Source organism: Blautia sp. DFI.9.10 (assembly GCF_024461705.1).
Taxonomy (GTDB): domain Bacteria; phylum Bacillota; class Clostridia; order Lachnospirales; family Lachnospiraceae; genus Blautia_A; species Blautia_A fusiformis.
On the sequence record NZ_JANGAA010000013.1, the window covers coordinates 60,750 to 73,185 of the forward strand.

The following is a 12,436-nucleotide window of genomic DNA, read 5'->3' on the forward strand; positions in this document are numbered from 1 at the left end:
TGATATGCCTGAAAACATTGCAGAACCCCTTCTGAAATGGTACGATAAAAACAAAAGGCTCCTGCCCTGGAGAGATAAAGACAATGCCTATTATACCTGGGTATCTGAGATCATGCTCCAGCAGACCCGAGTGGAAGCGGTGAAACCTTATTTTCAGCGCTTTATCCAGGAACTTCCGGATGTAACAGCCCTTGCGGCGGCACCGGAAGAGAGGATCATCAAGCTGTGGGAAGGCCTTGGCTATTACAGCCGTGTCCGCAACATGCAGAAAGCGGCTGTTCAGGTCATGGAAGAATATGGAGGCAGGATCCCTGAGGATTTTGAGACACTTCTCTCGTTAAAAGGAATAGGAAGATATACGGCAGGTGCCATTGCGTCCATTGCCTACGGAAAGAAAGTCCCTGCAGTAGATGGAAATGTGCTGCGGGTATACGCAAGACTCACCGAAAACCGTGGAGATATCATGAAACAGTCTGTACGGAAATCGGTGGAAAATGATCTTACAGAGCAGATGTCTGAGGACAGACCAGGGGATTTCAACCAGGCTATGATGGAGCTGGGAGCTGTAGTCTGTGTTCCAAACGGAGCAGCAAAGTGCGAAGAATGCCCGCTGGGGCATTTTTGCCTTGCCAGAAAGCATGGAACTGTAGAAGAACTTCCCGTAAAAGCACCGAAGAAAGCCCGCACCATAGAACAGCGAACGGTCCTTGTGATCCAGGACGGAGCAGGTACAGCGATCCGTAAACGTCCGGATACAGGACTTCTGGCAGGCCTTTATGAGCTTCCAAATGTGGAAGGACATCTGACGGAGAAGGCGGCACTTGCCCGGGTAAAAGCCATGGGGCTGGAACCACTGCGGATCGAAGCACTGCCGGATGCGAAGCACATTTTTTCCCATATTGAATGGAGGATGTGTGCTTATCGTATCGCTGTATCCTCTCTGGAAGAAGCACCGCAGGGGGAGTTCCTGTTTGTGGATAAGAGAGAATCCGATAAAAAATATGCAATACCATCTGCGTTTCGCGCATACACCAGATATATGAAGGAGGAAAACTCATGAAACTTTTGAGCGTAGCAATACCATGCTATAATTCAGAGGCTTATATGTCAAAATGCATCAATTCCCTGCTGATCGGAGGAGAGGAAGTGGAGATCATCATTGTAGATGATGGCTCCAGTGACCGTACTGCCGAGATCGCAGATGATTATGCCGAGAAATATCCAACTATCGTAAAAGCCATACATCAGGAAAATGGCGGTCATGGACAGGCAGTCAACACAGGGATCAAAAACGCAACAGGACTTTATTTCAAGGTTGTGGACAGTGATGACTGGGTAAATCAGGACGCCTACTATGAGGTCCTGAAAACACTTTATGAACTGACACGTGGGGCTGAGACCGTGGATCTTCTCATCAGTAATTTCGTTTATGAGAAGCAGGGAGCTACCCGCAAAAAGATCATGCAGTACAGACACTGTTTTCCGACAAACCAGATTTTTGGATGGGATGAGGTACGCCACATGAAAAAAGGCCAGTATCTCCTTATGCATTCCATGATATACCGTACAAAACTTCTCCATGACTGTGGAATGGAGCTTCCGAAGCATACGTTCTACGTAGATAACCTGTTTGCGTTTGAGCCGCTTCCCTATGTAAAAAATCTCTATTATCTGGATGTAAATTTCTATCGGTATTTTATTGGAAGAGATGATCAGTCTGTCAATGAGAAAGTGATGATCAAGCGTATCGATCAGCAGATCCGTGTAAACAAACTGATGGTGGACGCCTATCTGAAGGCTAATGTAAGCAACCGCAGACTTCGTGCTTATATGTTCAGCTATCTGGATATCATCACAACCGTTTCTTCGATCATGCTGGTAAGAGCTGCAACGCAGGAATGCCTGGATAAAAAACAGGAGCTGCAGGATTACATCAAAGACCAGAATATGGGACTATACCGGAAGCTTCGGAGAAGTCTCTTCGGAAGAGTGTCCAATCTTCCCGGAAAAGGTGGAAGAAAGATGTTTGTGGCAGCATATAAGATCTGTCAGAAGTTTTATGGATTTAATTAAAAAAAGCCCCCAACGGGGCTTTTTTTTATAAATTCTGTTCCGGCTTCTTCTTGCGCATATGGGATAGGGAGCGCTGTTCCTCGTAATCCTCCACTCTCTGTGGATAGAACAGGAGATGTCCGAACAGTGCCAGTGTGGTACCAAGACATACATCGATCACGGAGTGCTGCTTGATAAACATGGTGGACAGGATGATCAGAACAGAAAGGATCAGAGCTCCTCGCTGAAGCCATTTCCTGTCTTTTAGTGCCTGGCAGTGATGAATGGCAAAATAAACAGCCAGGGAATTAAATACATGGATACTTGGCAGGATATTGGTGGGAGTATCTGTCCGATAGATCTCAGCCACCAGTCGTGTAAAGATGTTGCTTCTGGGGAATACCGCAGGGCGGAGATACTGAACGTTCGGATAGATGTAGGAAACAACAAGGAAAACCGTCATTCCCATCATCAGGTTGAAGATCAGCTGGAAATATTCCTTTTTATTCTTATTGCGAAACAGGAAATACACAACCGTCATTACCACATATGGAAACCATAAAAGGTACGGAATAATAAAAATCTCGCAGAACGGGATCATATCATCAAAAACAGTATGTACAACATGGTAGGCTCGTACAGGCCGCTGCTCCAGATATCCAAACAGGATAAGATAGGCAACGAAATAGATCGCTATGATAAAACCGTGCCTGTATTTTTTTATTTTACTCAACATTTTGCCGCTCCTTTTCTTGAGGTATGGCTGATGTCAGCCTTAAGCTTCTTTTTTGTTAAGTATCTACCTGCTACTATAACACAGGCATTATGATTTTTAAAGGTTTCTTTTCAATGGTCACAGAAAATTCACGCTGGATTCCGCCGGATTCTCCGTCTTTATGCACAGGAAGGGAATGGGCACTTGTAATATGTACGTTCCTGCACTGTAAAATATGTACACCGCGAATGCGAGTATGTTTTCCCCAGAGAGCGCTCGGCAGGCAGAACAGCATTTTCAGCTTGGAGATTCCTTCAATAACGATCACATCCAGTAAACCATCCTCCGGACTGGCGTTTGGACAGAATTTAAAGCCTCCGCCTTCATATTTCTGGTTCATTACAGCCGCAAACCAAGTCCTGCTGAAGGTTTGTGGCTTGTTCCCATCAAGTGTTATCGTGACCGGGGACGGAGTAAGGAAGAGAAATTGCTTCAGTGCCACCATAAGGTAGATGAGTTTACCCATATGGAGACGGTTGAGAAATTTTTTGCCAGGTGTGATCAGGACTTCCTGACAGATTGCCGCATCGTAGCCCATTCCTGCACTGATGCCGAAACGGTAGGAATGGCTGCCAAGGTGGAGAACAGGAACATCCATGAAAATGTTCCGTCTGTTCTCAAGGATAGAGCGAAGCGCTTCAAAAGGATCAAAGGGCAGGCCCATACTGCGGCAGAAATCGTTGCCGGACCCGACCGGGATAAATCCGAAAACAACCGAAGACAGATCAATGATCCCGGTAAGTACTTCATAAATAGTGCCGTCACCGCCTACTGTTACCAGAGTTACCGGATCCTCCGGTGTTCCGGCGGCACTAATCCTTCGTGCCAGTACTGTGGCGTGTCCCACATATTCTGTGAGAAAATACTGATATGAGATCCCCTGACTTTCCATGATGCTGCGAAGCCGGTTCCAGACATTACGTCCCTCACCGGATCTTGAATTGGGATTCACAATAAAAGAATACATAATAAAAAACCTCCAAACAACTCTCTGCTTTATCATAACATTGACGTTCGGCTTTTACAAATTAAAATTTCTTAAGGATTTCTATATTTTACATAAACTTAACCTTTTTTCTATGTTGGATTTTACGAATGCACTTTATACTTGCACGTATCAGATGAAAAATGAAGCTGGAGGAAAATTATGATATATCTTGTGGAAGATGATGAAAGTATCCGTGAACTTGTTGTATATACATTAAACAGTCAGGGGCTGGAGGCACAGGGGTTTGAACGGCCATCACTTTTCTGGAAAGCGCTGGAAAAAGAACTGCCTTCACTGGTGCTTCTGGACATTATGCTTCCGGAGGAAGACGGACTGTCTATTTTAAAAAAAATCCGTATCCGTCCGGATGTGCGGAAACTTCCGGTGATCATGCTTACTGCAAAAGGAAGTGAGTTTGATACCGTGGTAGGTCTGGACAGCGGTGCAGATGATTACATTCCGAAGCCGTTCCGCATGATGGAACTGATCTCCAGGGTACGTGCCCTTCTTCGGAGATCAGAGGACAATGGTGCAGAGGAGTATCGTATGGAAAATCTTTATGTATGTCCGGGAAGACATGAGGTAACTGTTGATCAGGAGCCTGTGAATCTGACACTGAAAGAATACGAGATGCTTTGTCTCCTTCTGAAAAACAGTGGTACGGTTCTTTCCAGAACACAGCTTTTAAATCAGATCTGGGGATATGAATTCGACGGAGAGAGCAGAACCGTAGATGTACATATCCGTACCCTTCGCCAGAAGCTTGGCCCGGCAGGAGATCTGGTGGAAACAGTTCGTGGAGTGGGCTATAAGATCAGCGGAAAATGTGCATGAACAGCTGCTGAGAGTAATATGAAAGTAAAGAGCATTTCGACGAAAAAGGCTTCGGCCCTTTTCTGGACGAAGTGCTTTTTTCATGCTATAATAGTTGAACCCCGGAGCTCTGAAAAACAGGCTCCAAAGAGTAAGAGGTGAAAGAAAAAAATATGAAATCATTAGTAATTGCGGAGAAGCCATCCGTTGCCAGAGACATTGCCAGAGTCCTCCACTGCAGTCAGAAGGGGAACGGAACCCTGGAAGGAAAAGACTATGTAGTGACCTGGGCCCTGGGACATCTGGTAACACTGGCAGATCCGGAAGAATACGATAAAAAATATACCAAATGGGAGCTTTCCACGCTTCCCATGATGCCGGAGAAAATGAAACTGGTGGTGATACGCCAGACCTCCAAGCAGTACAATGCGGTGAAAACCCAGCTTTACAGGAAGGATATCGGGGAGATCATCATTGCCACAGATGCCGGACGTGAGGGAGAACTGGTAGCAAGATGGATCCTTGCAAAGGCAGACTGCCATAAACCTATTAAGCGTCTGTGGATCTCATCCGTAACGGACAAAGCAATCCGTGACGGCTTTGCCCACCTTAAAAACGGCCATGATTATGATGATCTTTACCGTGCGGCACAGGCCAGGGCGGAGGCGGACTGGCTGGTGGGAATGAACGGGACCAGAGCGCTGACCTGTAAATATAATGCCCAGCTTTCCTGCGGACGTGTGCAGACTCCCACCCTTGCCATGATCGCAAGAAGAGAGCAGGAGATCCGGGAATTTAAGCCGGAGGATTATTACGGGATCACTCTGCAGGCGGGAAATGTACGCTGGACCTGGCGTGACGGAAAAAGCGGAAGCCTCCGCACCTTTAAGAAGGAGCGTGCCCAGGAGATCCAGACAAAGGCAGGAAAAAGCAGCCTTACCATAACAAAGGTTTCCAGAAAGCCGAAGAAGACCTATGCGCCGGGGCTTTATGACCTGACCACTCTTCAGAGAGAAGCCAATCAGAAATACGGCTTTTCTGCAAAGGAAACTCTGAATATCATGCAGAGGCTCTACGAGAATCACAAAGTCCTTACCTACCCAAGAACGGATTCAAGATATATAGGAAAAGATGTAGTTCCTACCATTAAAGAGCGTCTTCAGGCATGCGGGACAGGTCCTTATCGAAAACTTGCCGGTGCGCTGGTCAATAAACCGATCCAGACCAGTGCTGGCTTTGTGGATGACAAAAAAGTCAGTGACCATCATGCCATCATTCCTACAGAACAGTTTGTACAGCTGGATCATATGACCAACGAGGAACGGAAGATTTACGATATGGTAGTACGCCGTTTCCTGAGCGTGCTGTATCCGCCGGCTGTATATGAGCTGGTAAGCATGGAAGGAACTGCAGCAGGAGAAACTTTCGCTGCAAGCGGACGTATTGTAAAAAGTGCAGGGTGGAGAGAGGTTTATGAAGGCGGCTGGCAGGATGAGGATGAAGAGGAATCCGGTGATAAGCTGAAAGACCAGAAGCTTCCGGAGCTTACGGAAGGTCAGATACTTACTGTGGAAGGAGCAGCTCTTACAGCAGGCAAAACAAAACCACCGGCCAGATTTACAGAGGCCACACTTCTTGGTGCCATGGAAAATCCGGTTCATTTTATGGAAAGCCACGACAAAAAAGCGGCAAAAACCCTTGGTGAGACCGGTGGACTTGGAACGGTAGCCACAAGAGCGGACATCATCGAGAAGCTTTTCAACAGCTTTATGATGGAAAAAAGAGGCAATGAGATCTACATTACCTCCAAGGCAAAACAGCTTCTGGAGCTGGTTCCGGAAGAACTGAAAAAGCCGGAGCTTACCGCAGACTGGGAGATGAAGCTCAGTGATATTGCAAACGGAAAGCTCCGTCAGGATAAATTCCTCACAGGGATTCGTAAATATGCCTGTGAGATCGTAGATGAGATCAAAGGCGGACAGGGAACCTTCCGCCATGACAATATGACAAACAAGAAGTGCCCTAACTGCGGCAAACATCTCCTGGCAGTCAACGGAAAGAATGCCAAAATGCTGGTGTGCGAGGACCGGGAATGCGGATACAGAGAGACAGTATCCAGGACCACCAATGCGCGCTGTCCGAAATGCCATAAGCGTATGGAGATGCTTCTGAAGGGAAAAGAAGAGACCTTTGTATGTCAGTGCGGCTATAAAGAAAAGCTTTCATCCTTTCAGACAAGACGAGCCAAAGAGGGTGCAGGTGTGAATAAGCGTGATGTGCAGCGTTATCTTAAGAAACAGCAGAAAGAGGCCAATGAGCCGGTGAACAATGCATTTGCACAGGCGTTGTCAGGAATTAAACTGGATTAAATAAATTGCCTGTCCAGATATCCGGGGTTCGGATGAGCGGAGGACCGGATGCAGATACGTCGGTCGGAGAAATGCGTCTGGCAGAACAGGACAGCAGAAAGAGAGGAAAACGATTTGGGATTACAGGATGACAGAATGTCAGGAAATATTCAGGATATCGCAAGACTGATCACAAGACTTCTTCTTAAGGGAGATATGCCGCAGTATACACTTCCTGCAGCAGAGGCAGATTATACAGAGGCAGACCAGCTTTTTAAGAAGGTTATAGGACTTGCTGATGAGGGTGACATCAACGGAGCGGAAAATGAGCTTCTTATGAACATGGAGGAAGATGATCCGGATTATCTGGAGCTTGCCCTTACCTTTTATCTGCATCTCAATGATATGGACGTAGATTACCTAGATGATCACGATTATTCCAGGGAGGAGATCCTGGACGGGTTGAAAAGCCTGGCTGAGGACTGGGGAGTTACAGGACTGGAGGCACTTGTCTGATGCGGCGGGAGGTTACACTGGAGGAAATTTCCGACGGTCGTTTATACGAGGCAAATGACATGGTAAAGGCAGACTGTCAGGATTGTAAGGGCTGTTTTGACTGCTGTACGGGAATGGGAGATTCTGTTGTACTGGATCCGCTGGATGTATGGCGGTTAAGTCAGGGACTTCACTTAAGTGTGGACCAGCTGCTTGCCGGAAAAATAGAGCTTGGCGTCACAGACGGAAATATTCTGCCGCATCTTAGGATGACAGGGGCAGAGGAACGATGCGTATTTCTGAATGGCAACGGAAGATGCTCCATCCACAGCTTTCGTCCGGGCTTCTGCCGTTTGTTCCCGCTGGGAAGATACTATGAGGACGGGAGTTTTAAATACATCCTTCAGATCCACGAGTGCAAAAAGACCAGCCGCAGTAAGATCAAGGTCCGGAAATGGGTAGATACTCCGGATTTTCGAAATTACGAAAAATTTGTCTGTGACTGGCATTATTTTCTTCTGGATGTCCAGTCGGTTCTCTATGAGAGCGAGGACAGTGACCTGATCCGAAACCTGAACATGTATGTGGTGAACCAGTTTTACAGGAAGCCTTATGATGAGAAGCGGGATTTTTATGAGCAGTTTTATGAGAGACTTGCGGCGGGAAAAGAACTCCTGAGCCTTGGAGTGTGAAACAGACCAGGCAGCGAGGTGTCTGAGCTTACCTGCCTGAAAGTCTCTCGCACGGAGGAAAGAAAGGATTTTTTGACATATGAACTTAAATCAGCTCACATATTTTGTGACTCTTGCCCAGATCGAAAATTATACCAGAGCAGCCAAGAGGCTGGATATAACCCAGCCAAGTCTGAGCCATGCGATCTCCAACCTTGAAAAGGAACTGCAGGTTCCACTTTTTGAGCGTCACGGAAGAAATGTGACCATGACCAAATACGGGGAAATGTTTCTGAAATATGTGCAGGACTCCTTACATATCCTGAATCTTGGTGTGGAGAGGATACAGGAAGCGGCAAGGATTCCGGGAGGAAGTATTTCCATCGGGTATATCCATACCCAGGGACGCAGATTTATCCCGGAGCTTGTCCGGGGGTTCCTTAATGAACAGGAGGGGAAGAAGATTGATTTCCGTTTTCAGAATGCAGCTACCGGAAGTCTGATCCGGGGTCTGAAGGAAGAGAAATTCGACGTGATCTTCTGTTCCCGGGCAGAGGGCGAGAAGGAGATCAGCTTTGTGCCGGTGTCAGAAGAAAAGCTGGTGGCTGTAGTGCCTGAGAACCATGCTCTTGCAGACCGAAATTCAGTGACCATAAAAGAGCTGGGGCAGTATCCGCAGGTGACCTTTACCCCTGCAAGCGGACTGTATTTTGTGATCCGGGAGCTTTTCGAAAAGGAAGGACTTTCACCGGAGACGGCCTTTGAGGTAGAAGAGGATGGTGCACTGGCAGGTATGGTGGCGGAGGAATTTGGTGTAGGCATTGTGCCGGATGTACCGGTGATCCATACACTTCCTGTGAAAATCTTAAATATTGAGAATCTGCACTGCCGTCGTTACATATACATGGGAATGATGAAAAACCGGTACCCAAGTGCGCTTGTGGAGCAGTTCCGGGATTATATATACAAGCATTACCGGATCTATGAAGTGATACAGTAGAATCTTGGTGATAAAATTTCTGTAAAAAATCTCTGCTTCTGTAAAAGGGCGGAGATTTTTTTGACACAGATCCTGGCATGAATACTATAGCAATTCCATAAATTACTGCAAACAATCCAGTCCATCATAGCGTGAAGTCCTGCGTCAGATATCTTTGCCGTGACTAAAAATTATAAAAATAATCTATAGATCACATGTGTAAATTCAATGAAAATTTGGGTTGAGATAAAAATGACCAGTTGGTATAATAAGGACAGATACTTGATTTAAAGTGATAAAGTGATGACGGAAATCCGTAATAAAATGAACGAAGTAAAGGAGATATTATGAACCAGTTAGAAGTATTAAGAGAAAGCCTTGGACAGTGCGATGAGATCATCCTGGACGCACTCCTTATGAGAAACAGGATCGTAGAGGACATCATGGTATACAAGGAAGCTAACGATCTTCCGGTACTTCAGCCGGAACAGGAGGCGAAGCAGAAAGGATGGCTGGAAGCCAGAATGGAAGGCAGACGTCATAAGAAAGAGGTCAATGATGTTTTTGCAAGCATCACACAGAACAGTAAAAGAATCCAGTCCAGAAATCTTTTCAATTATAATATCTTCCTGATCGGATTTATGGGAGCTGGTAAATCTACGATCTCCGATTATCTGAAGAATGTTCTTGCCATGGATGTTGTGGAGATGGATCAGTGTATCGTGGAGAGACAGGGAATGAGCATTTCCGATATCTTTGAGACTTACGGTGAAGAGTATTTCCGTGAGCTCGAGACAAATCTTCTGATCGAGATGCAGTCCAGATCGAATGTTGTAGTATCCTGTGGCGGTGGTGTTCCGATGCGGGAGCGCAATGTTACCGAGATGAAAAAAAATGGCCGTGTTGTACTTCTGACTGCAAAGCCGGAAACTATTCTGGAACGTGTAAAGGATAATCATGACCGTCCTTTACTTGAGAACAACAAAAATGTTTCATTTATCGCTGATCTGTTGGAAAAACGTCGCGCGAAATATGAGGCAGCAGCAGATATAGTTGTTGAGACAGACGGAAAGAGTGAGCTTGAGATCTGCGAGGAGCTGATCCACAGACTTCGTGAGGCAGAGGCAAATAAATAACTGCTGATCATAAAACAGAATAGTTTTACATATAAAAGGGACAGCTGTTCGATAAACCGTACAGAAACAGAACGGAGATCGGGCAGCTGTCCTTTATGATATAAAAGATCCGGACCATATATTTGCAGATGAACAGATCGTTTAATTGGTCTTATAAAAAATCTCCCTCGAGGTTTCCTCGATCACAAATTTCTTAAAGGCTTCCACGACCGGCGGATGGTATACATCCTTCAGCATGGCCATGTAGAAATTCCGCTGCCAGCTTGGAGAGACAAGGGGCAGGATCTTAAGGTTCAGAGAGTGAAGGATCGGGATATCCGGTGCAATGCAGATGCCGAAATCATTGGCAACAAATCCTGCGGCAACCTGATCCTCATCGATCTCAAAAGCCACATCCGGGTACTGACCGATGCTCTTAAATAACTGGTCAATGATCTGGCGGAGACCGCTTCTCTTCTTGAAGATGATCTGCTTGTATGGAAGTGTTTCCTCCAGATGGATCTCGGATTTCTCAGCAAGAGGATGTTCCGGCGGAACGATGACGACCAGATCCTGCTTGGCAACCGGAATAAATTCGATCAGTGGTTCGTCGTCAAATTTGGAACAGAAGCCGATATCGTATTTCTTCTCTTTCAGTCCGGTGAGGATATCGCCGGTAAGCACCTTATCACAGAACAGATTGAAATGGATCTGTTTTCCCGTATTGGCATTAAGAAAACTGCGGATGATCTTTGGCATAAAGTCAACACCCAGAGTTCTGAGAAAAGCCACATCGATCTGTCCTTCTCCCTTTCCTGCAAGCTGGAGACCGTTTACGGAGGAATCCAGCCGGTTCAGGGTTTGTTCCACATCCTCCAGAAAAGACTTGCCATATTTGGTGAGAGAAACATTCCGTCCGTTTTTTTCAAATAATTTCACTCCAAGCTCTTCCTCCAGAGAAGAGATCGCGTGACTTAGGCTGGGCTGTGTGATGGCCAGAACATCCGCAGCTTTTGTATAATGTTCCAGATGAGCCAGTGTCACGAAATAGCGAAGATGATACAGATTCATTTTTCAATACTCCTTTCGTAAGTTTATCTGAATGTTTTACTTCGGACAGATCCCAGGTAAGTCTGACAGACATAAGAGATTTGCCGGGCCGTATGCAGTGACGGCGGCAATACGGCTGAATATGTTTTATATAGTATAACATGATATATTGATAAAATCTATGGATTCTCCTGGTACAATCAATTTGTTTTGTATTTAACAAAGTTATATAATGCTTATAGAAAAAAGATACAAAATAATTAAAAAAAAACAAATAAAATTATTTAAATTTTCAGGAGGAATTATCATGTCAAAAGAATTTCCAATCACAATCAGTTCCTGGACACTGGGAGATCAGTGCAAATTTGAGGACCGTGTAAAAGCTGCCAAAGAGGCTGGCTATGAGGGAATCGGCCTGAGAGCAGAAACCTACGTAGATGCCCTGAATGAGGGACTTTTCGACGAGGATATCCTGGCGATCCTGGATAAATATGACATGAAGGTAACAGAGGTTGAGTACATCGTGCAGTGGGCAGAGGAGCATCGTTCCTATGAGCAGAAATACAAAGAACAGCTCTGCTTCCATATGTGTGAATTATTTAACGTAAAACAGATCAACTGCGGACTGATGGAGAACTATTCCGTAGAGTACACAGCACAGAAGCTTCGTGAGCTTTGCCACAGAGCAGGCAAATACATCATCGGTGTTGAGCCAATGCCATACAGCGGAATCCCGGATGTGAAAAAGGGCTGGGCTGTTGTAAAAGCTGCTGACTGCGGGAATGCGAAACTGATCCTTGATACATGGCACTGGGTAAGAGCAAACCAGCCGATCGAGCTTTCCGTACTTGAGGGAATCCCGGCAGACAAGATCGTATCCATCCAGATCAACGATGTATGGGAAAGACCATATGCAACAACGATCTTAAGAGATGAGTCCATGCATGACCGTCTTGCTCCTGGAACAGGAATCGGAACAACAGTACCGTTCGTAAAAATGATCAAAGAAAAAGGCATCAGACCAAATGCCATCGGCGTAGAGGTTATCAGCGATGCAAACCTTGAAAAAGGTATCGGGTATGCTGCAAAACATACATATGAGAACACAAAGAAGGTACTGGAAGAGGCTTGGCCGGAAGTACTGTAATTA

At 45.8% G+C, this 12,436-nt stretch carries 12 protein-coding genes; 9 read left to right on the top strand and 3 right to left on the bottom strand.

Annotated elements, in window-relative coordinates; genetic code table 11:
• Positions 1 to 4 precede the first annotated feature (4 nt).
• Both mutY and NE671_RS09455 read left to right on the top strand, forming a co-directional pair.
• Complete coding sequence (gene mutY, locus NE671_RS09450; protein ID WP_244095950.1) at positions 5 to 1,060, top strand: A/G-specific adenine glycosylase; 1,056 nt, start codon at positions 5 to 7, stop codon at positions 1,058 to 1,060.
• Positions 1,057 to 2,073, top strand: a complete 1,017-nt coding sequence (locus NE671_RS09455; protein WP_059085369.1) for a glycosyltransferase family 2 protein — start codon at positions 1,057 to 1,059, stop codon at positions 2,071 to 2,073. The genes mutY and NE671_RS09455 overlap by 4 nt, the downstream gene beginning before the upstream one ends.
• Positions 2,074 to 2,098: 25 nt before the next feature.
• On the opposite strand, the gene NE671_RS09460 is transcribed toward NE671_RS09455, so the two are convergent.
• Together NE671_RS09460 and NE671_RS09465 are read right to left on the bottom strand one after the other, a co-directional pair.
• A complete protein-coding gene (locus NE671_RS09460) occupies positions 2,099 to 2,788 on the bottom strand; it encodes a phosphatase PAP2 family protein (protein WP_110102518.1) in 690 nt (229 codons plus the stop codon).
• A gap of 73 nt (positions 2,789 to 2,861) precedes the next feature.
• The gene (locus NE671_RS09465) at positions 2,862 to 3,794 is read right to left on the bottom strand and encodes a diacylglycerol/lipid kinase family protein (RefSeq protein WP_173740419.1); all 933 of its coding nucleotides are present in this window, start codon (positions 3,792 to 3,794) and stop codon (positions 2,862 to 2,864) included.
• A gap of 180 nt (positions 3,795 to 3,974) precedes the next feature.
• On the opposite strand from NE671_RS09465, the gene NE671_RS09470 reads away from it, so the two are divergent.
• The 6 genes from NE671_RS09470 to NE671_RS09495 all read left to right on the top strand — a co-directional run bounded on the left by NE671_RS09470 (position 3,975) and on the right by NE671_RS09495 (position 10,257).
• Positions 3,975 to 4,649: a response regulator transcription factor gene (locus tag NE671_RS09470; protein WP_021652293.1), complete on the top strand. Its 675-nt coding sequence runs from the start codon at positions 3,975 to 3,977 to the stop codon at positions 4,647 to 4,649.
• 152 nt (positions 4,650 to 4,801) lie between these two features.
• Positions 4,802 to 6,997 (top strand): DNA topoisomerase III, encoded by a 2,196-nt coding sequence (locus NE671_RS09475; protein WP_173740418.1) that lies wholly within the window; start codon positions 4,802 to 4,804, stop codon positions 6,995 to 6,997.
• Positions 6,998 to 7,111: 114 nt separating this feature from the next.
• A complete protein-coding gene (locus NE671_RS09480; protein ID WP_022426444.1) occupies positions 7,112 to 7,492 on the top strand; it encodes a DUF6483 family protein in 381 nt (126 codons plus the stop codon).
• The gene (locus NE671_RS09485) at positions 7,492 to 8,163 is read left to right on the top strand and encodes a YkgJ family cysteine cluster protein (protein WP_114002017.1); all 672 of its coding nucleotides are present in this window, start codon (positions 7,492 to 7,494) and stop codon (positions 8,161 to 8,163) included. The genes NE671_RS09480 and NE671_RS09485 overlap by 1 nt, the downstream gene beginning before the upstream one ends.
• 79 nt (positions 8,164 to 8,242) lie before the next feature.
• The gene (locus NE671_RS09490) at positions 8,243 to 9,142 is read left to right on the top strand and encodes a LysR family transcriptional regulator (RefSeq protein WP_015527022.1); all 900 of its coding nucleotides are present in this window, start codon (positions 8,243 to 8,245) and stop codon (positions 9,140 to 9,142) included.
• Between the two features lie 326 nt (positions 9,143 to 9,468).
• Positions 9,469 to 10,257 (top strand): shikimate kinase, encoded by a 789-nt coding sequence (locus NE671_RS09495; RefSeq protein WP_021652296.1) that lies wholly within the window; start codon positions 9,469 to 9,471, stop codon positions 10,255 to 10,257.
• A gap of 141 nt (positions 10,258 to 10,398) precedes the next feature.
• Here NE671_RS09495 and NE671_RS09500 read toward each other — a convergent pair whose 3' ends face one another.
• The gene (locus tag NE671_RS09500) at positions 10,399 to 11,307 is read right to left on the bottom strand and encodes a LysR family transcriptional regulator (RefSeq protein ID WP_147603351.1); all 909 of its coding nucleotides are present in this window, start codon (positions 11,305 to 11,307) and stop codon (positions 10,399 to 10,401) included.
• A gap of 286 nt (positions 11,308 to 11,593) precedes the next feature.
• Between NE671_RS09500 and NE671_RS09505 the strand changes: the two genes are divergently transcribed.
• The gene (locus NE671_RS09505; RefSeq protein WP_059085373.1) at positions 11,594 to 12,433 is read left to right on the top strand and encodes a sugar phosphate isomerase/epimerase family protein; all 840 of its coding nucleotides are present in this window, start codon (positions 11,594 to 11,596) and stop codon (positions 12,431 to 12,433) included.
• Positions 12,434 to 12,436 lie beyond the last annotated feature (3 nt).